Here is a 20,119-nt window from a genome sequence, read left to right on the forward strand (position 1 = left end):
CCACACCCGGCGGTCGTTTTCGACCGGTAGATTACGGCGCGTTTCCCCCAGCCGCGCCGGGAAGGTGTGAACAGTACAGATGTCCTCAGAAAAACCCGTCTCCGACCCCTTGGAGCCGGAAGGCACCGGTGTGCCAGCGGACGCCGCGGCTGAGCACGCCCCTTCCGGTAATGACGAAACCGACGCTGCGCCGAGCAGCGGCGCGGCCGAGAACACAGCTGGTGAGGCCGCGGCGGAAACCGGCGCAGCGGACGCCACCGTGCGGGCCGGGAAGGCGGATGCCCCGGATTCGACCTCGGAAACCACCGAGTCGGCGTCCACCGCCGAAGCCGACAAGACCGGCGCCGGTACGGCAGGCGACGAGAAGACAGTGGTGATCGGCAAGGCCGGAGCAGCCGACGACGACACCGTAGTGGTGGACAAGGCCGGAGCCGGCGCGACGACTTCGGGCGAGGCGGCGTCCGGCGCCACGGTCGCCTCGAGCGAATCGGAGGCCGCCACCGAAAAGGTCGATACCGGGAAGAAGTCCGCCGCCACCGAGCCGGAAGCGGAAACCGGTACGAAGTCCGGCGCCGCCGCTGCCGCGAAATCCGCCGGCCGCCGCTCGCCGTTCCCGCTACCCGCAGTGATCGGTGCCGTGGTACTGCTGGTGGCGGCCCTCGTCGCGGTCGGGGTCTTCTTCTTCCTCGCCGGAAACAAACAGGACGAACTGGACCGGCGCGCCGCGGCCACCAAGGCCGCCTGCGATTTCGGCAACAATTTCGCGACCTACACCGGTGACCAGGCCGACGACTACCTGCAGCGCCTGGACCGGTCCGCCACCGGTGAGTGGAAGAAGCTGGTCTCGCAGATCGGGCCGGACCTGAAGACCCGGTTCGCCGAGTCCAAGGTCAGTTCCACCGCCAACGGCGTGCAGTGCGGTTACGAATCCGGGTCCGGTGACGAGGCCCGGGTGGTGCTGGTCATCGACCAGCAGTTCACCACCGCGAACGTTCCGCAGGAGCAGGGGCCGGGGCAGGTCAAGGTGGCCGCGAACGTCTCCATGCAGAAGATCGACGGCACCTGGCTGGTCGCCGACTTCGATACGCCGATGATGCAGCAGTAGTTGCAGCCGCGAGACGAACAGACGTTAGGACTCGAAGCTATGGCCAAGAACGAGACCGCGGCACCGGACACCGGCGACAAGTCCGGACTGCTGCCGGTGGTGGCTGCCTTCGTGGCGGGCGTGGTGCTGGTGGCGCTGGTCGCCGCCGGCGTCGTGTACTTCCGGGCGTTCCAGCAGAACCGCGGAGAGCTCGCCGCCCAAGACCAGTCCACCCGCGCCGCCTGCGATTTCGCCCGCGCGACCAATACCTACGACTACCAGGGTGACCTGGACGGTTACATGCAGGCCATGAAGGACGGCGCCACCGACAATGTGGTGTCCTCGCTGGAGCAGAACTGGGACGTACTGCGCCAGCTGCTCACCGAATCCAAGGTGAAGTCCTGGGTCGACGAGGCGACCTGCGGTTTCCAGTCCGGTGACGAGAAATCCGCGAAGGTGCTCGTCAATATCGGCCTCATGAAGACGAATTCGGTGACCCCCGAGCCGAAGCGCCAGGACATCGCGGTGACCGCGAGCCTGGAAAAGGACGGCGACCGTTGGATCGTGAACCAGTGGGAGCTGGCCATGCTCGCGGGTATCGGTGGCCAGGGTGGCCAGCCCGCCTCCTCCGGTCCGGCCGCTCCCGAAGGCGGTCAGCCGGCCCCGCAGCCGGGTAACTGAGCCGAACCAGCGACAGGTACGCCCTCCGGGGCGTCGCCCGCTCCGGGCGCCCCCGGCGGTGGGTCGAGCCACCACCGCCGGAGGCTATTCGGTTGGTATCCGGATCTATCGGTACTACGACGACAACAGCGCGGGCGCTCCGATCCCGGACGGGATTCAGAACAGGTGGAGCGCCTGCGCTGTTGTCGCGTAGTCGGCGGTCGGTACAACCGCCGGTTCCGCAGCCTTCCTCGCTGCCGCGGAGGTTTCGGGGGCGACCCGGGTTACGGTCCGGGTCGCTACCGTCGATGTGGCCGCCGCCTTTCGCGCTGCGGCTCCGGCCAGTGCATCGGCCTGTTCGTTGAAATAGTTACCGACATGTCCACGCACCCAGCGGAACCGCACCGGGCCGGGACGGCCCGCGATGGCCTGGTCTATCTCCCGGATGAGCTCGACGTTCTTGACCGCGGACCCGCTCGAGGTGCGCCACCCGTTGTTGCGCCAGTTCGGCAGCCATTCGGACGCGCACTTGATCGCGTACAGCGAATCGCTCTCGATGAGTAGCGGATCCGATCCGGGGTGGGCCCGGATCGCCTCCAGGACGGCACGTAACTCGGCGATCTGATTGGTACCCGATGCCTCGCCGCCGCTTTCCGCGCCACCCGCATGGTCCACCCACGCCCAGCCGATCGCTCCGCCGGGGTTGCGCAGACACGATCCGTCGGTACTCACGATGATCATGGAAGTACCCTACGCAAGTCGGCCGACAAGATCGGTACCGTGGAATTCCTCGATCGCCCTGCGCAATCGTGATTCGCTGCGCCGCAGTGCGCGGCGCAGCAGCGCGGCCCGCGGCCGCTCGCGCAGCGCCGCGGCGAAACCCTTGGAACCGGGGAAGTCGAGTTCGGAGGTCAACACCGAGCGGCCGCGGCCGAGCGGGTCGAATCGCAGTGTCAGCCGGGCGGTGAGGGGGCCGGTGAGGGCGTAGCCCAGCACCGCGTCCTGCCGGTGCTCGGCGACCTCGCAGCGCAGGACGGGACGCCAGGGGCCGAGCCGGTAACCGATCTCGTACTTCGCGCCGATACCGCGTTCCGGATCGCCACACCGGGTGATCTCGGCGGCTCCCACCATCCAGTTCGGGATGGACAGGGGATCGTCGGCATAGGCGAAGGCAACGGTGATCGGCGCCGTTACGTCGCTCGCGTATTTGATGAAGCCCACGGGCCCTCCCTCCACGGCTGCCCGATAAAAGTACTATAGCTTTCCGGTTTATTTAAGGCCGATTAGGAGTCGATAGCCTCTTGACACCGGCTGTGACCCAGCGCCGAAACGTTCGCAGAGCGTATCAGAGCTGGTGAGGGCGAGACGGCCGGAGAACAAGTGGCCTGAACACTCGAGACGAGCGTCACAACGGCCTCGCTCATGCGAAGTGAAGGTGCCGATCCGGTGACCGCCGCCGGGTTTCGGGACCCACCTCCTGGGGTACCTATCACCAGCCGGCGAGCGCTGTACTCGACTGCCGCGATGATCTATCCGGCCAACGATGTCCGGCTGTCCCGGGAACCTGGTGTGACGCTCGCCGGCGCTGTCAACCCTTCCCGCCCGGTGCCCGCCCGCTGCCCGGTGGGCCGGCGAAGGCCTGGGCGATGGTGAGCCACCGTGCCGCTTCCGCGCCCGTCGTCCGCAGCGCCAGATCGTCCGGATGCCGGCGCTGGGTCACCAGGAGGCAGAAGTCGAGCGCCGGGCCGGTGACCCGTTCGGGCGCTTCCACCGGCCCCCACGACCACAGCTCACCCGAGGGCGCACGCAGCTCGACCCGGAACTCCGTGGCGGGTACCGGCAGTTCCCGGACGGTGTAGGCGAAATCCCTGGTCCGCACACCGATATGGGCCACCGAGCGAAGCCGATCGGTCGGTTCGCGTCTCACCCCGAGTGCGTCCGCGACATCCTGGCCGTGTGCCCAGGTCTCCATGAGCCGGGCGGTGGCCATCGAACCCGGGCGCATGGGTGGCCCGAACCACGGCACCTTCGCGTCCGCGGGGACCGCGCGCAATGCCGCGGCGAGCTCGCCGCGGCCGCGCCGCCAGCGTTCGAGGAGGTCCGGCGGCGGGGCTTCGGCGGCTTCGGCGGCAGCCTCGTCGACGAAGGTCGCTACCCGGGCCGCCGCCGCGGTCAGCAGGTCGGTGAAGGCGCTGCCACCGGTCCGGGCATCGGTGGCGGCCAGCGTGGCGACTTCGTCGGTCCAGGCGAGGTGGCCGATCTGATGGGCGACGGTCCAGCCCGCCGCCGGGGTAGGCCGGGCCCAGTCCGACTGTGGCAGTGCCGCGACCAATGCCTCGAGCTCGGCGCCTTCCGCGGTGAGGTCGCGGAGCAACGCGTCCAGATCGGCCATTTTCTCATCTCCGTCCCGCGCACATCGGTGCGGGAATCAGCATTCCAGCGCGACGGAAAAAATACAAGCACGCCTGCTTGTATTTGGGGGCCCGGCTTCCGAGGTACGGGCTCTGTAGCCGGCGGCCAAGGCCCGGCCCCCCAACGACGGGGCACCTCGCGGCGGCCGCCTGGTGTTCCGGGGCCGAGCAGGGCGTTCGCGCGGCGCCGAACGCACCGTCCGCCGACATCCGATTCGCTGATATCCGGTGAACCGTGAGCGGACCGCTGTTCTGTGCGAACCCATCTCGTTCGGAGTCGGACGCTGCTCGGCGCCGACCCGCATAGGATCCGCAGCCGGCACCGGACCCGGCCACATCTGCTGGTCATGGTCGCTGCCGCGCACGGCTCCGGCGAACTCCGCAACGTCCGAGCGGTGTGACCGCCGGGAGCCGGCCGGGCGAGCGCGTTCACTTCCGCATGGGCCGACGCCGTCCCCGCCGGCTGCCTGGACGAGCTGTCGCGGTCGTGGAACCTACTCCGCCCGAGCCTCGATGCTCGCGCGGAGTCCGCGGATCTCGGCTTCCTGGGCCCTGAGGCGGGCGATTCCAGCGTTCAATCGGCTTGCCCGCTCGTCGAGTTGCGTCAACGCGGCTTTCCGGTCGGCATCGGAGGCGCCGGCGGGATCGATGCATGCGACCTGCAATATCGCGGATGCCTCCGACAGCGACAGGCCCGATGCCAGCAGGCAGCGTATGTGGTCCACGATCTGAACATCGTCGGGGCGGTAGTTCCGGTACCCGTTGGAGTCGCGTTCGGGCGAGAGAATCCCGGCACCCTCGTAGTGCCGGAGCATTCGCGGGCTCGCCCCGGTGGCCTGGCTCAATTCGCGTATCCGCATCCAGGCGCCCTCTCCTTGACATTCACGTCAGTGTCATACTTTAGTTTGGCCGGCATGACGAACGAAAGCGGTCGACCGAAGGTGTTGCTCGTCGTTGCACATCCGGACCACGACTCGGCTACCTGGGCCATTGCCCGGGCCATCGAGCACGGCATCGAATCCGATGGAAATACCACCGCCATAACCCATGACTTGGTGGCATCCGGTTTCGATCCGGTCTATCGAAAGGCGGATCTGGCGCACCACAGAGGGCTTGCGGGACTTCCTGCCGACGTCAGGCGTGAGCAGAAACTGCTCGAATCGGCCGATGTGACCGTCGTCCTCTTTCCGGTCTACTGGTGGTCCATGCCAGCACTCGCCAAAGGCTGGTTCGATCGAGTATTCGGGGCCTACGACGATGTTTCGCACGGTGAACCGAGCGTGGTGAAGCAACTACATCTCGTCGCGAGTGCTGGTCTCGGTGAAGGTACGTTTGCCCGGCACGGATACAAGACGGCGTTGACGACTCAGACGCTGCACGGCATCGCCGACTACTCGCGGATCGGCGACTCATCCATCGAGTTCCTCTACGACACCGAGTCCAAGGACTCGGTAGTCCACGAGCAACTGATCGCTCAGGGATACAACATCGGCGTCGCGATGGCGCAGCGTGCGCACAGTGCGTACGACCCGGTTGCGGTCTGAGTGATCGGACGCCACACCTCGGGTGCGGGACCGGTGATCGTTCGAATCTCCAGGAACCGCCAGGCGGACGGCGTGGAGGAGACCGGTCACATAGCAATTGCGGGTGCTGTCGTCCGGTGTTAGGGTCGTCCGTCCGAGTTCGACATGGTGAGCGAGATTGGGAGGTGAGTTGATGATCGCGGTGAAGACCGCTGCCCTGTGCAGCGCCCGGACCATCCTCACGTCCCGGGCTCCGGTCTGACCGATTCCCCTCGCCGATAGCGGCGCGAGCCGTATCGGCTCCGACCCTATTCATCTTCTCCATCCCCATTCGATTTGTCCGCACTCGGTTGGGACGACTCGCTCGCAGCGCTGTTCGCCGTGCATGCGGCCGATGGTCTGGTACCGGCTCGCGTCGTGCGGGTCGACCGCGGCCGCTGTGACACGTTGACCGCATCGGGTCCCGTCCGCGCGGTCAGCGCGGCCGTGGCCTCCCTCGACCCCGCCCATACTGTGTGCACAGGCGACTGGGCGGCGCTGCGCCCGCAGCCGGAGCCGGAGCTGGTGGCGCTGCTGCCACGACGCAGTGCGATCACCAGGGCCTCGTCGGATCGAACCTCCCACCAGCAGGTCCTGGCGGCGAACGTCGACACCGTCGCCATCGCTGTCCCGCTTACGGCACCGCTGAACGCGGGCCGGATAGAGCGGCTACTGGCGCTGGCCTGGGACAGCGGTGCGAGACCGGTCGTCGTACTCACCAAAGCCGATGTCACCGACGATCTCGCCGCAGCCTCGGCCGCTCTCACCTCGCTGGCACCCGGCGTGGACATCGTCGCCACCAGCGCCATGACAGGCGCGGGTCTAGACCTTCTGTCGGAGGTGGTTACCGGGACCACGGTTCTGCTCGGGCCGTCGGGTGCGGGAAAGTCCACGCTCGCCAACGCCCTGCTCGGTCGAGAGCATATGGATACCAACGAAGTTCGGGCCGGTGACGGCAAAGGCCGGCACACCACCGTGCACCGCGAGTTGCTGCCGCTGCCCGGCGGCGGGGTGCTCATCGACACTCCGGGCTTACGAGGTATCGGCTTGCAAGATGCCGCGGACGGGGTCGAGCGGGTCTTCGCCGAGATCGAGGCCTACGCCCGAGACTGCGCCTTCCGTAATTGTGAACACCGCAGTGAACCAGGCTGCGCGGTACAGGAAGCCGTGGTCGCCGGCATGTTGGATGTGAGCAGGCTCGACCGGTACCGCAAGCTGTTGCGCGAAAGCGCACGGGCCGCGGACCGGGGAAACGCCCGCGAATCGAGCAAGCGCAGCAAAACCAAAAAGGTGATCACGCGCGATCTGCGCGCGACCTATCGATTCCGCGACCGCCAGCGCGAACGCTGACGCCGATTGTGGCATCACGCATCCGGGGCCCTCCCGGCTGCGCCGGTTGCCTGTGGCAGGCACTTCGGCCCCGCAGCTCCCCCACCGAGTAACTCACCACCCCGAAACGGAGAAAACTGTTTTGAGCACTCACACCGAGTGGACCACCCGCGCCGAGACCGATGGCGATATCCCCGCGATCCGCAAGATCAACCTCGCCGCATTCGACACTGCCGAGGAGGCCGACCTCGTCGACGCTCTGCGCGCCGATCCGGCGTGGATGGACAGCTTGTCCATCCTCAGCGCAGGACCCGACGGCGAGCCCGTCGGTTACGCATTGCTGACTCGCTGTCACGTCGACGACACTCCGGCGCTATGCCTCGGGCCGTGCGCGGTGCTGCCCGAGTATCAAAGGACCGGGGCGGGCTCCGCTGCCATCCGTGCCGCTCTCGAGGCCGCTGAGCAGGCAGGTGAGCACTTCGTGATCGTTCTCGGACATTCGACCTACTACCCGCGGTTCGGGTTCACCCGCGCGTCGGAGTACGACATCCGGCTCAGTATCGATGTCCCCGACGAGGCCTTGATGGCTCTGAGCCTCGACTCCGAACAACTGCCCAGCGGCACCGTCCGCTACGCAGCACCCTTCGGCATCTAACCGAGGCGAAACGCTCCGCTCCGCCCTATCTCGTTGTCCTGGGCCGGCCGCAGACATACAGGCAGCCGGCCCAGGACGCGCCGATCTCCTGCCGCCGAAGGCGCCGCAGGACACAACCCCCGCCAACCCCGGCACCGACGCCTCTTCGCCCTGCACCACAACCTGCCCGGCAAGGTCCCGGATCCGACGAGACCGCCCGCCACGCGGGCGAACGGGTGCCCCGCGTGCCGAGACGAGTGACTACCAGCCGAAGATCAGCAGATGGGTGGCGCCGACCAGCAGCCCGAGCGCGGCACCGTGCAGATAGAGCAGCCAGGCGTCCTGTTCGACCGAGGCGTAGAACATCTCCATGAATTCACCCGGTGTCAGCTGTTGTAGCTTGCGGGCCGCGAACTCGTCGATGTTCTCGGCCTGCTCCCGGATGAAATCGGCGTCCTCCACCAGCGAGGGCGCCAATCCGACCGCCGCGCCCGCCGCCCCGACCTTCAGATTGTCGAACTGCCGTCGCCCGAACGCTGCCCGCACCACCGAGGTGGTGCGGCCGAGCTGGCGGTGGATCTCGTCGGAGATGAGCTGTTCGAGCAGTAGCCGGGTCTTGTCGCCGTTGGGGCCGTTGAGCAACTCGTTGGACAGATTGGGCAGGGTGAGTACCTGGTAGGCGAGGATATGGGCCAGATCGGTGGCCGCCTGCGGCTGCCGTTTCGCCAGCAGTGCCTGTTTCCAGATGTATTTGTAGCGGGGTTGCGGATCGCCGGGGGTGAACACCACGCGCACGGCGATGATGTTCACCACGACACCGATGAGCGCCGAGGCCGCCAGCACGATCGCCCAGGACGGAACCCAGCCCCAGACCGGGATATCGGAGTGGATGTGCAGGTAGAGCGCGAGCAGCAGCCCGAACGGGGCGCCGAGCAGGCCGACGCGGACCATGAACTTCAGTTCCGGCGCCGCGATGGTGGTGGTGAGGTCCTTGAGGATCTGCGGATTCTGCTGCAGATACCGGATCACGAAACCCTTCACGTCGATGAGCTGATCGACATTGTCGCCGAGGGAATCGAACGCCCGGCCGGTGAGTTCGGGCAGCTCCCGTTCCACCCGCTGATAGATCAGTTGCCGCATCGCCCGGGGCACGGCATTCCACAGATCCGGGTTCTCCCGGTTCATCACCTCGTCGACAATGCTCTTGACCTGTTTCCGGGCCAGGGCCGCGACATAGTCGGCGATACCGTCGAGATCCAGTTCGTGGATGAAATCCCGGGGACTACCGATCCGCAGCAGGGCTTTGTCCACACAGATACTGGCCATCTTCTCGGCGCGTGCCGGAATGAAACCCTGGAAACCCAGCCGGGACCCGTCCTCGGAAAAGGTCGGCAGTACCTGGACCCGGCGCGGCAGATAGGGATAGAGCACGTCGAGCCCGGGAATCCGGATACCGCGGAACAGCAGCGGCCAGAACAGCATCAGCACACCGGTCCAGTTGGTGAGCCAACCGGCCGCCGCGCTGAATATCGGAAAACTGATCAGATCGACGACGAACTTGCCCTGACCCGTGAGTTCTTCCCAATTGATCAACACTCCGGACGAGAGTGTGATCATCGCGCGCTCCCCTTGGGCCGGATCGGGTATTCGAGATCATCACATTGTCATCGGCCCGTCCCGGGTGTCAATCAGAGCTCATCGGCCCGCCACGGCCATCGTCCGGGACCGCCGCGCCGCGGAAAACCGGAATAGGGTGCCGACATGAGCAACCCCGCGACCTCGGTACTCCCCGCCTTCCTCACCGCCCTCGCCGACGGGCGGCTGGAAGTGATCGATCTGACCACACCGCTGAGCAGTTCCACGCCGGCCCTGCGGCTGCCCGAACCGTTCGCCAATCTGATCGATTTCAGTCTGGAGGAGGTCAGCGCCTACAACGAGCCCGGCCCGTTCTGGCGGCACAACAACATCCACACCGGGGAACATATCGGCACCCACCTCGACGCCCCGGTGCACTGGGTGACCGGTCGCGACGGTGACGATGTCTCGCAGATCCCGGTGCGCCGGCTCATCGGCCCGGCCGCCGTCCTCGACCTGACCGCCGAGGTGGCCGCCGATCCGGACCATCTGCTCACGATCGCCGAGGTGCAGGCGTGGGAGCAGCGGCACGGCCGCTTGACCGAGGGGATGTGGCTGCTGCTGCGCACCGGCTGGGAGGCGCGCGGCGGTTCCGAGGCCGAGTTCCTCAATGCCGACGAGACGGGTTCGCATACGCCGGGGGTGGCGGTCGACTGCGCACGCTGGCTGGCCACCGAGCGGGGCCTGACCGGGCTCGGCGTGGAAACCGTCGGGGTCGACGCCGGACTGGCCGGCGGTTTCGACCCCGCCTTCCCGGTGCACCACTACTTCCTCGGCAACGACAAATACGGCCTCACCTCGCTGCGTAACCTCGGCCTGCTCCCCGCGGTCGGCGCGATGCTGGTGGTGAGTCCGCTGCCGATCGTCGGCGGTACCGGGAGCCCGTCGCGGGTGCTCGCGGTGCTCGATCGGGCCGGCGCGGCATGACCGCGGACGGCTCCGCCGGCTACGGCCCGACCGTCGCCGATGTGGTGGGCGGGGTGCTGGCCGGGCTCGGCGCCGGGCACTGCTTCGGGGTCGTGGGCAGTGGCAATTTCGTGATGACCAACGCCCTGCGCCGGGGCGGGGTGCCGTTCACGGCGGCTCGGCACGAGGGCGGCGCGGCGAGTATGGCCGACGCCTACACGCGGATGTCGGGGCGGGTCGGGGTGCTGTCGCTGCACCAGGGCTGTGGGCTGACCAACGCGATGACCGGGATCGGTGAGGCCGCCAAGAGCCGTACCCCGATGATCGTGCTGGCCGCGGACAGTCCGGCGGCGGCGCTACGGTCCAATTTCCGGGTGGACCAGGAAGCCCTCGCCCGCAGTGTGGGCGCGGTGAGCGAGCGGGTGTTCTCGGCGCAGACCGTGGTCGCCGATGTGACGCGGGCCTTCCGGACGGCGGTCGCCCAGCGCCGCACCGTGGTCCTCGATGTGGCGATCGACGTCGCCGCCGCCCCGGCCATCGCGCCCGGGCCGGTCGCGCCTCCGGCGCCGTTGCCGCGGGTCCGGCCCGGTGTCGAAGCGGTGACGCACTTGGTGGAGGCGCTGCGTGCCGCGCGGACGCCGGTCTTCGTGGCGGGGCGCGGCGCCCGCCACGCCGGACCCGAGATCGCCGCCCTGGCGCGGGCCTGCGGTGCGCTGGTGGCCACCTCGGCCGTCGCGAACGGACTCTTCGCCGGAGACGAGTTCGCCCTGGGTATTTCGGGTGGTTTCTCATCGCCGACCAGTGCCGATCTCATCGCCGGCGCCGATCTCGTGGTCGGCTGGGGTTGTGCGCTGAACATGTGGACGATGCGGCACGGCCGCCTGATCGGCCCCGGCACCCGGGTGGTGCAGGTCGACGACGATATCGACGCCATCGGCGCGCACCGCCCGGTGGATCTCGGGGTGCTCGGTGATTGCGCGCCGACCGCCCAGGACGTACTGGCCGAATTGGGGCGATCCGGCGCGGAGCCGGTGACCGGCTACCGCACCGCCGAGGTGGCGGACCGTATCGCCCGCGCGGGCCGCTGGCGGGACGTCCCGGTGGACGACTCCTCCACCGGCGAGCGGATCGATCCCCGGGCGCTCACGATCGCGCTCGACGAGATCCTGCCGGCACAGCGGATCGTCTCGATCGACTCGGGGAACTTCATGGGTTACCCCGCCACGCATCTGTCGGTGCCCGACGCGAACGGATTTTGTTTCACCCAGGCCTTCCAGTCGATCGGCCTCGGATTGGGTACCGCCATCGGCGCGGCTTTCGCCCGGCCCGACCGACTCCCGGTGCTCGGCACCGGGGACGGCGGGTTCCTCATGGCGATCGCCGAACTGGAAACCGCGGTGCGCTGCGCACTCCCGCTGGTGGTGATCGTCTACAACGACTCCGCCTACGGCGCCGAGGTGCACCACTTCGCCGCCGCCGACCACGCCACGGTGACCTTCCCCGAGACCGATATCGCCGCCATTGCGGAAGGGTTCGGCGCCACCGGCGTCACCGTCGGTTCGGTCGCCGATCTCGCCCCGGTACGCGAGTGGGTCGAGCAGTATCGGCGCACGGGCCGGGCCCGGCCACTGGTGATCGACGCGAAGATCACCAGCGACGGTGGCGCGTGGTGGCTGGCGGAGGCGTTCGCCGGGCACTGATTCCGAAACCGGACCTGGCAAAACGAGAACGTGTTCTAATAATTTGTGTGACAGTGCAGGGACACGCCGACCCGGCGTTCGCCGCGGTTCGTGAGGTCTTCGCGGCGAATCTCGCGGCGGGCCGGGATCTCGGGGCCGCGGTGGCCGTGTTCGTCGACGGCCGTGCGGTGGTGGATCTGTGGGGCGGGATCGCGGATCACCGGACCGGCCGAGCGTGGGAACACGACACTCCCTGCGTCACCTTCTCGTGCACCAAGGCGCTGACCGCGACCGCGGCGTTGCGGGTGAGTGCCGAAACTGGTATCGGGGTCGAGGAGCCGGTGACGCGCTGGTGGCCGGATTTCGGTGCCGAAGGCAAGGAGGCCACCACCCTGGCGGACCTGCTGGCACACCGGGCCGGACTGCCCGCCTTCGACCGGCCGGTCACCGTCGCCGAGGCAGCCGATCCGCGGGCGATGGCCGCACAGCTCGCCGCGCAACGGCCGGTCTGGGAGCCGGGCACCAGGCACGGTTATCACGCCCTGACCTTCGGCTGGCTGGTCGGCGAGTTCGTCGGACGGCACACCGGCGGTTCGGTCGCGGCCTATGTGGCCGAGCATTTCGGACCCGACCTGTGTCTCGGTATCCCACGGGTGCCGCCGGCGCGCACCACCTTCCCGGACCGCTCCGGCACCACCCGGTCCGCCACCGGCACCGCGGGTGGCCGTATCGCCACACAGTTGGCGCGGGCCTACGGAGATCCGGACTCACTGATCATGCGGGGCTCCACCAACCCCCGTGCCTCCTACTCCGATCCCGCCGTCCAGGCAGGCGGCTGGCCGGCCAGTGGCCTGCACACGACCGCCCGAGCGCTGGCGCGTTTCTACCGCGACCTCGGCGCCGGCGCCCTACTGCCCGAGAATTTGCTGCGCGAGGCCGCAGCGGAACAGGTTCGCGGCCCGGACGAGGTGCTCTTGCTGGAAAGCGCGTTCGGACTGGGCTACATGCTGCCCGCCTCGGTCCTGCCGCTGCCGGAACCGGCACGCACCAGCGCGTTCGGTCATCCCGGATCCGGCGGATCGCTGGGACTCACCGACCCCGAACACCGGATCGCTTTCGGTTTCGTCCCGAATCTGCGCCGTGACGCGTTCGACGGCGAGACCCGCGCCCACGACCTCGTGGCCGCCGTCTACGACTCGCTGTGACCGGGTTCGTACCGGTCGGCACCCGGTATCGCCGGGCGGTACGAGGCCGTGCCGGCCGCGGCCCCAACTGTCGGCGGCCCGGGAAATGCCGAGGTCCGGTGCGAATCGGAGGACTCGTCCAGGGCTCGCGGATTACCTCACGGTGTAGCGCGACGCAGGCCACCAGGGGCTCGCCGTGCGTCGGCGATATTCGCCGTCGGCGAACAAGGGCTCGGGGTGGAACAAAGGCGAACCCGACCAAGTTGAGTGGGTGTAGCTCAACTATTGGAGGTTGTGTTCGTGACTACACCACTGAATCTTCCGGTGCTGTTCCTGACCGATCCCATCGTGCTGCCCGGGATGGTCGTACCGATCGAACTGGACGAATCCGCGCAGGCGGCCATCGACGCCGCGCAGGCCGCGCAGACCGGGACCGTGCTGCTGGCTCCGCGCCTGTCCGAGGGTTACGCCGCCTACGGGGTGATCGCCACCATCGAACAGATCGGCCGGATGCGCGGGGGTACGCCCGCCGCGGTGCTGAAGGCGGAACGGCGCGCGAAGATCGGTCACGGGGTCACCGGCCCCGGCGCCGCACTGTGGGTGGAGGCCGAACCGGTCGAAACCCCCGCCGCCGACGGACGCACCCGGGAACTGGCCGCCGAGTACAAGAAACTGGTCGTCTCGGTGCTGCAGAAGCGCGAGGCGTGGCAGATGATCGACGCCTTCAACCAGCTCACCGATCCGTCCGCCATTGCCGATACCGCAGGCTATGCCGCGTATCTCACCGATGAGCAGAAACGCGAACTGCTCGAGACCCCGGATGTCGCGCAGCGGCTGAACCGGCTGATCGAATGGACCCGGGCGCATATCGCCGAGGCCGAGGTCACCGAGAAGATCGGCGACGAGGTCCGCGAGAACATGGAGAAGAGCCAGCGCGAATTCCTGTTGCGCCAGCAGCTCAATGCCATCCGCAAGGAACTCAGCGAAGACGAACCGGACGGCGCCGACGACTACCGCACCCGTGTGGAACAGGCCGATCTGCCCGGCAATGTGCGAGAGGCGGCGCTCCGCGAGGTCGGCCGGTTGGAGCGCTCCAGCGATCAGAGCCCGGAATCCGGGTGGATCCGCACCTGGCTGGACACCGTCCTGGAACTGCCGTGGCAGGTGAAGACCGAGGATTCCACCGATGTGGCGGCGGCCCGGGCCGTGCTCGACGCCGACCACCACGGCCTGGACGAGGTGAAGGACCGGATGGTCGAGTACCTCGCGGTCCGGGCGCGGCGTGCGCAACGCGGCCTGGAGGTCGTGGGCGGACGCGGGTCCGGCGCGGTGCTGGTGCTGGCCGGTCCGCCCGGGGTCGGTAAGACCTCGCTCGGTGAATCGGTCGCCCGCGCGCTGGGCCGCAAGTTCGTCCGGGTCGCCCTGGGCGGGGTGCGGGACGAGGCGGAGATCCGCGGTCACCGGCGCACCTATGTGGGCGCCATGCCGGGCCGGATCGTGCGGGCCATCAAGGAGGCCGGTTCGATGAACCCGGTCGTCCTGCTGGACGAGGTCGACAAGATCGGTTCCGATTTCCGGGGCGACCCCGCGGCGGCCCTGCTCGAGGTGCTCGACCCCGCGCAGAACCACACCTTCCGCGACCACTACCTGGATATGGACCTGGACCTGTCCGATGTGCTGTTCCTGGCCACGGCCAATGTCATGGACACCATCCCCGGCCCGCTGCTGGACCGGATGGAAGTGATCACGGTCGACGGGTACACCGAGGACGACAAGGTGGCCATCGCCCGCGACTTCCTGCTACCCCGGCAGCTGGAACGCAACGCGCTGACCGGCGCGGAGGTCCGGGTCACCGACGCGGCGTTGCGCGAGGTCGCGGCGAACTACACCAGGGAGGCCGGGGTCCGGCAGCTGGAGCGGCTGATCGCCAAGGCATTGCGCAAGGCTGCGACGCGTCTGTCCGAGACCGGTGCCGCACCGGGCGCCGATGTGGGCGTCGAGACGGATACGGCGTCCGGGCACGCCGAGACCACGGCACCACCGCTGACCATCGATATCGCGGAACTGAAGGATTACCTCGGGCGTCCACGCTTCACTCCGGATTCGGCGGAACGCACCGCGGTACCGGGTGTGTCGACCGGTCTGGCGGTCACCGGGCTGGGCGGCGATGTCCTCTACATCGAGGCCAACACCGCCGAGGGTGACCGGGCCCTGACACTGACCGGCCAACTGGGCGACGTCATGAAGGAATCGGCGCAGATCGCGCTGACCTACGTGCGGTCGCACCTGGGCGAGATCGGCATCGAATCGACGGTGCTGGACGGCAACCTGCACGTCCACGTGCCCGCCGGTGCCGTACCCAAGGACGGACCGTCCGCCGGTGTCACCATGGTCACCGCGCTGGTGTCGCTGGCACTGGGCCGCCCGGTGCGCTCCGATGTGGGAATGACGGGCGAGGTCACATTGAACGGCCGGGTGCTGCCGATCGGCGGGGTGAAGCAGAAACTGCTCGCCGCGCAGCGTGCCGGCCTGAAGACGGTGTTCATCCCGGCCCGCAACGAGCCGGACCTGGACGATGTCCCCGCCGATGTGCTGGCCGAACTCGACGTCCGTCCGGTGGGCGATGTCGCCGAGATCCTGGCCTACGCCATCGAACCGGTGCGGGAGCCGGCCCTCGACGGCCCGGCCTTGGCGGCCAGCGCCTGATCCACGATCCAGGACCGCGGCAACCCGAACGGGTTGCCGCGGCCCTTTCGTATGCAGCGGTGTCCGAACGATCCCGGCCCCGGCCCATCCGTCACGCCACTCCACCCGAATTCCGTCCTGCAATGTTCGCGGTGCGCCCGCATGCGGGTCGTCCTGGCCGAAAGTGACGGAAATACATGAAGAGCATGCAACGCGTTGTGCTTGCGGCGGCGATCGTTTCGACCACCGCCCTGCTGGGATCGACGGCCTGTTCCACCGACACAGCCACTGATTCGGCCGGGCCGGCCACGAGCAGCCCGATGGCGAATTCCGGGGCGCCGGCCTCGGACGATCCGGCCGCCGGTCTCGTCGGACCCGGTTGCGCCGACTACGCGGCCCAGGTCCCCACCGGGGCAGGCTCGGTCGGCGGTATGGCCCAGGACCCGGTCGCGGTGGCGGCCTCGAACAACCCGATGCTGAAGACTCTGGTCCAGGCGGTGTCCGGCAAGATCAATCCGCAGGTGAACCTGGTCGATACGCTCAACGGCGGCGAATTCACCGTTTTCGCCCCGGTCGATTCCGCCTTCGCGCAGATCGATCCGGCGACGCTCGACAGTCTGAAGACCGACTCCGCCACGCTGACGAAGATCCTCACCTACCACGTCGTGCCCGGCCGGATCGCGCCCGCCGATATCGCCGGTACCCACGCCACGGTCGAGGGCGGAACCGTCGAGGTCACCCGGGACGGCGAGAACATCGAGGTCGGAGACGCCTCGGTGATCTGCGGCGGAGTGCAGACGGCGAACGCCACGGTGTACATGATCGACAAGGTCCTCATGCCGCCGGCCTGACCGTTCCGGGTGTGGGTGCGGGCCCGGTACACCAGACTGGCGGCATGATGCGTGGTGTTCGGCACGGTGATCTGAACGACAACCCGGGAAGAGAACCCATCCCGGCCGGGGACCGCGGCGAACGCCTTGCCATGCAGTCGAGGGCGCGATCATGACGAAGGGGCCGGGGTCCGGCCCGATCCGGTTGTCCGATGCCGGCACCGACGATGCGGCGGCCTGCCCGGTTCGTCCCGACGGGCACGATGACCGTGTGGCGCAACGACGGCTCGCCGACCTGCTGTCCGCGGCAGGTGACGGGGATCGTGAGGCGTTCACCCGGTTCTACCGGGAGACCAGCCCCCGCGTATTCGGGCTGGCCCGGCGGATCCTGCGCAGCCCGGCGGCCGCCGAGGAAGCCACCCAGGAGGTATACCTCCAGGTCTGGTCGGCGGCGGCACGCTACGACCCGGCCCGGTCGAGCGCCATCGGCTGGTTGATGATGATCACCCATCGGCGCGCGGTCGACCGGGTGCGGGCCGAGGAGTCGGCCACCGGACGAGAAATGGTTTACGGGCACACCCATCTGGGACGCGATCACGACATCGTCTCCGAAACGGTGGATCAGCGCCTCGACGAGCAGGCGGTACGTGACTGTCTCGAGGTTCTGACCTCCACCCAGCGCGAGGCGGTCGCGCTCGCCTATTACAGCGGGCGCACCTACCGCGAGGTGGCCGACCACCTCGAATCTCCGCTACCCACAGTCAAGAGCCGCATCCGCGATGGTTTGAAGCGGCTCCAGAATTGCCTCGCAGGGGTTGTCTCCGATGCCTGATACCGCACCACCCGATTCGCCGGAGAACAGCGGCGACCTACTCGATCTGGCGTTCCCGTACGCCCTCGACGCGGTGGACAGCGCGGAGGGCGCCGAGATCGAACAGCGGGTACGCGCCGCCGACCCCGCGACCGTCCGCGCTTTCGAGGGCACCGTCCGGGACGTGCGGGAAGCGATGGCGGCGCTGTCGGTTCTCGATGCTCGAACGCCCCCGGCCCGGATCGAGGCCCGGATCCTCGCGGCTCTCGATCACGCGCCGGGCGCTCGGTCCGCGGTGCGGCAGCCGGCGCGGCCCGCCGCACCACACGACGACGACCTCGGTTCCACCGCGGCTGCACACGCCGCTTCCACCGAGACCGGTGCCGGACATACCGACGAGTTGGCGCGCGCCCGCCGGCAGGCGCTCTCGCGCCGGTGGATAGTGGTGGGCGCGGCGGCCGCGGTGGTGGTCGCCATCGGTATCGCGGTCGGGGTGGGCGTGGTCGCCCAGCGCGGTGACGAGCCGGCGGGGTCCGTGACGGCGCAGGAGGTGCTGGCCCAGCCCGATGCCCGGACCGCCAGCGTCCCGATCGGGCCCGGCGGCACTCTCACCGTGCACGTATCCGACGTGCTCGGTGCGGCCACCGTATCCTTCGACGCGACACCCGCACCGCCTCCCGGCAGCGATTATCAGCTGTGGCTCATCGACGCGAGCGGCACACCGCGGTCGGCCGGTGTGCTGACCGGCCTTCCGGGCGCGGGCGATCCCTACGTCACCGAGTTCACCGGTTCGGACCAGCTCGCGATCACGCTGGAGCCCGACGGCGGGTCACCCGCACCCACCGGTGATCCACTGGCGGCTGTGGCGCTGGGCTGAGTCCGTTGCACCCGGCCGCGAGCGCGACCGGGCCGGCGGGCCCGCTCCGCGGTTCGGACCGTGGGGCGGCCGAGCCGTTCTGGTCCACCGTCGCGATGCGTTTCGGCGCCGCCGTGCATCGGCATCTTCCCTGCCGCGGCCAGGAGTGACACCATCCGCAGAGGGCAACGTGACGAATTCCCGGCTGCCGGGGCGCCCGCGCCGGTGGATGAACGAGGACGCTGATGCAGGACACGACGAGTTCGACCGGTTCTCCTGGGCCGGATCAGCAGGATGGGCGCACGATCGGCCGCTTCGCGGCGGGACTGAGCGGTCTGCTGGCCGCCGCGGTCGTGCTCGGGGTCGGTGAACTCGTCGCGGCACTGATCGCCCCGGACGCTTCGCCCTTCCTGGCCACCGGGGCGACTGTGGTCGACCACACGCCGCAGGCGCTGCGTGAGTTCGCGATCGAACAGTTCGGTACCCGGGACAAGCTCGTGCTGTTCCTGAGCATGGGTGCGGCGATGGCGGTACTGGCTGTGGTCGCGGGATTGCTGGAACGGCGCCGGCCCTACGGCAGCGTGCTGCTGGCCGGGCTGTCGGTGGCCGTCTGTATCGCCGTACTACAGCGGCCGAACGCGACTGCCACGTTCGCCGTGCCGATCCTGCTCGGTGCCGGCGCCGGGATACTCACCCTGCGGGTCCTCATCGGCCGGGCGCCGCGCGGCCCCGCGTCGGAGGGCGAATCCGCGGGGGAGGCCGCGGGCGGGGACGGAACCGATACCTCGCGCCGGCGGTTCCTGGGGTTGGCCGCCGGGGCCGTTGTGCTGGCTGCCGGATCCGCCGCGGCCGGGCGGTGGGCCGGCGAACGTGCGCGCGCGGTGACCGCGGATCTGCGCCGGTTCGTGGTCCCGCGTCCACAGGTGGCGGCCGCGCCCGTCCCGCCGGGGACCGACCCGCCCGTCCCGGGACTCACCGCGTTCCGCACCCCCAACGACACCTTCTACCGGATCGATACCGCCCTGCGGCTACCCGCGTTGACCAGCGACGACTGGCAGCTGCGGATTCACGGCATGGTGGAACGCGAAATCCGGCTCACCATGGACGATCTGCTGCGGCGGCCCGCAGTGGAGAAGATGATCACCCTGACCTGTGTGTCCAACGAAGTCGGTGGTGACCTGGTCGGCAACGCCACCTGGATCGGATACCCGCTCGCCGACCTTCTCGCCGAGGCCGGGGTCCGGCCGGACGCGGATATGGTGCTGTCCACCAGTGCCGACGGTTTCACCGCCGGCACGCCGGTCGCGGCGCTCACCGACGGTCGCGACGCCCTGCTCGCGGTAGGTATGAACGGTGAACCGCTGCCGGTCGCGCACGGTTACCCGGCCCGGATGGTGGTGCCCGGTCTCTACGGATACGTCAGTGCCACGAAATGGGTGGTCGATCTGGAGATCACCCGGTTCGATCGCGCCCAGGCCTACTGGACCCGGCGCGGCTGGTCGGCGTTCGGCCCGATCAAAACCGCCTCCCGCATCGATGTTCCGGCCGCCTTCGGCCGTATCGCTCCGGGGCCGGTGGTGGTGGCCGGGGTCGCTTGGGCTCAGCATCGCGGGATCGCCGCGGTGGAGGTACAGGTCGACGACGGTCCCTGGCGGCCGGCCGACCTGGCTCCGGAGTATTCGCTGGACACCTGGCGGCAGTGGACCTGGCGCTGGGACGCGCCGCCCGGTTCCCACACCCTGCGGGTACGAGCCACGGACGGGGCGGGCCGGGTGCAGACCGAAGAGCGTGCCGACCCGGTCCCGGACGGCGCGACGGGTTGGCACAGCCGGACGGTCACCGTCGGGTGACGA

General features: G+C 68.8%; 18 protein-coding genes. 13 read left to right on the forward strand and 5 right to left on the reverse strand.

What is annotated here, in order from left to right; translation table 11 throughout:
• The first annotated feature begins 130 nt into the window (after positions 1-130).
• Both IG75_RS0128810 and IG75_RS0128815 read left to right on the forward strand, forming a co-directional pair.
• A complete protein-coding gene (locus IG75_RS0128810; RefSeq protein ID WP_211145897.1) occupies positions 131-1,105 on the forward strand; it encodes a hypothetical protein in 975 nt (324 codons plus the stop codon).
• 39 nt (positions 1,106-1,144) lie between these two features.
• Complete coding sequence (locus tag IG75_RS0128815) at positions 1,145-1,765, forward strand: hypothetical protein (RefSeq protein ID WP_030524490.1); 621 nt, start codon at positions 1,145-1,147, stop codon at positions 1,763-1,765.
• Between the two features lie 156 nt (positions 1,766-1,921).
• Here the strand turns inward: IG75_RS0128815 and IG75_RS0128820 are convergent, their stop codons facing one another.
• The 4 genes from IG75_RS0128820 to IG75_RS0128840 all read right to left on the reverse strand — a co-directional run bounded on the left by IG75_RS0128820 (position 1,922) and on the right by IG75_RS0128840 (position 5,015).
• A complete protein-coding gene (locus IG75_RS0128820) occupies positions 1,922-2,485 on the reverse strand; it encodes a ribonuclease H family protein (protein ID WP_051714995.1) in 564 nt (187 codons plus the stop codon).
• A 9-nt stretch (positions 2,486-2,494) separates the two neighbouring features.
• Positions 2,495-2,965, reverse strand: coding sequence for an SRPBCC family protein (locus tag IG75_RS0128825; protein WP_030524492.1), 471 nt, complete (start codon positions 2,963-2,965; stop codon positions 2,495-2,497).
• A gap of 367 nt (positions 2,966-3,332) precedes the next feature.
• Positions 3,333-4,136 (reverse strand): TIGR03084 family metal-binding protein, encoded by an 804-nt coding sequence (locus IG75_RS0128830; RefSeq protein ID WP_030524493.1) that lies wholly within the window; start codon positions 4,134-4,136, stop codon positions 3,333-3,335.
• 513 nt (positions 4,137-4,649) lie between these two features.
• On the reverse strand, positions 4,650-5,015 hold the full coding sequence (locus tag IG75_RS0128840; RefSeq protein WP_051746278.1) for a MerR family transcriptional regulator: 366 nt from the start codon (positions 5,013-5,015) through the stop codon (positions 4,650-4,652).
• Positions 5,016-5,069: 54 nt separating this feature from the next.
• Between IG75_RS0128840 and IG75_RS0128845 the strand changes: the two genes are divergently transcribed.
• From IG75_RS0128845 to IG75_RS0128855, 3 genes are all read left to right on the forward strand, one after another.
• A complete protein-coding gene (locus tag IG75_RS0128845; RefSeq protein ID WP_030524495.1) occupies positions 5,070-5,699 on the forward strand; it encodes an NAD(P)H-dependent oxidoreductase in 630 nt (209 codons plus the stop codon).
• Positions 5,700-6,014: 315 nt separating this feature from the next.
• On the forward strand, positions 6,015-7,067 hold the full coding sequence (gene rsgA, locus IG75_RS0128850; protein ID WP_036544088.1) for a ribosome small subunit-dependent GTPase A: 1,053 nt from the start codon (positions 6,015-6,017) through the stop codon (positions 7,065-7,067).
• Between the two features lie 121 nt (positions 7,068-7,188).
• Positions 7,189-7,701 carry a GNAT family N-acetyltransferase gene (locus IG75_RS0128855; RefSeq protein WP_030524497.1) on the forward strand — a complete coding sequence of 171 codons (513 nt, stop codon included), beginning with the start codon at positions 7,189-7,191 and terminating at the stop codon, positions 7,699-7,701.
• A 240-nt stretch (positions 7,702-7,941) separates the two neighbouring features.
• Here the strand turns inward: IG75_RS0128855 and IG75_RS0128860 are convergent, their stop codons facing one another.
• A complete protein-coding gene (locus IG75_RS0128860) occupies positions 7,942-9,297 on the reverse strand; it encodes a DUF445 domain-containing protein (protein ID WP_030524498.1) in 1,356 nt (451 codons plus the stop codon).
• Between the two features lie 144 nt (positions 9,298-9,441).
• Here IG75_RS0128860 and IG75_RS0128865 point away from each other — a divergent pair, with 144 nt between their 5' ends.
• From IG75_RS0128865 to IG75_RS0128900, 8 genes are all read left to right on the forward strand, one after another.
• On the forward strand, positions 9,442-10,242 hold the full coding sequence (locus IG75_RS0128865; RefSeq protein WP_030524499.1) for a cyclase family protein: 801 nt from the start codon (positions 9,442-9,444) through the stop codon (positions 10,240-10,242).
• The gene (locus tag IG75_RS0128870) at positions 10,239-11,921 is read left to right on the forward strand and encodes a thiamine pyrophosphate-binding protein (RefSeq protein ID WP_030524500.1); all 1,683 of its coding nucleotides are present in this window, start codon (positions 10,239-10,241) and stop codon (positions 11,919-11,921) included. The genes IG75_RS0128865 and IG75_RS0128870 overlap by 4 nt, the downstream gene beginning before the upstream one ends.
• A 47-nt stretch (positions 11,922-11,968) precedes the next feature.
• Positions 11,969-13,105 carry a serine hydrolase domain-containing protein gene (locus IG75_RS0128875; RefSeq protein ID WP_245713239.1) on the forward strand — a complete coding sequence of 379 codons (1,137 nt, stop codon included), beginning with the start codon at positions 11,969-11,971 and terminating at the stop codon, positions 13,103-13,105.
• A 339-nt stretch (positions 13,106-13,444) separates the two neighbouring features.
• Positions 13,445-15,790 (forward strand): endopeptidase La, encoded by a 2,346-nt coding sequence (gene lon / locus IG75_RS0128880; RefSeq protein WP_051715068.1) that lies wholly within the window; start codon positions 13,445-13,447, stop codon positions 15,788-15,790.
• 176 nt (positions 15,791-15,966) lie between these two features.
• Positions 15,967-16,620 carry a fasciclin domain-containing protein gene (locus IG75_RS0128885; RefSeq protein WP_030524503.1) on the forward strand — a complete coding sequence of 218 codons (654 nt, stop codon included), beginning with the start codon at positions 15,967-15,969 and terminating at the stop codon, positions 16,618-16,620.
• A gap of 151 nt (positions 16,621-16,771) precedes the next feature.
• The gene (sigK, locus tag IG75_RS0128890; RefSeq protein WP_030524504.1) at positions 16,772-17,431 is read left to right on the forward strand and encodes an ECF RNA polymerase sigma factor SigK; all 660 of its coding nucleotides are present in this window, start codon (positions 16,772-16,774) and stop codon (positions 17,429-17,431) included.
• On the forward strand, positions 17,424-18,287 hold the full coding sequence (locus IG75_RS0128895) for an anti-sigma factor (protein ID WP_030524505.1): 864 nt from the start codon (positions 17,424-17,426) through the stop codon (positions 18,285-18,287). Before sigK ends, IG75_RS0128895 begins: the two co-directional genes overlap by 8 nt.
• Positions 18,288-18,511: 224 nt before the next feature.
• Positions 18,512-20,116 carry a molybdopterin-dependent oxidoreductase gene (locus IG75_RS0128900; protein WP_081877193.1) on the forward strand — a complete coding sequence of 535 codons (1,605 nt, stop codon included), beginning with the start codon at positions 18,512-18,514 and terminating at the stop codon, positions 20,114-20,116.
• Positions 20,117-20,119 lie beyond the last annotated feature (3 nt).

It is taken from the genome of Nocardia rhamnosiphila NBRC 108938 (assembly GCF_000720425.1).
Classification (GTDB): domain Bacteria; phylum Actinomycetota; class Actinomycetes; order Mycobacteriales; family Mycobacteriaceae; genus Nocardia; species Nocardia rhamnosiphila.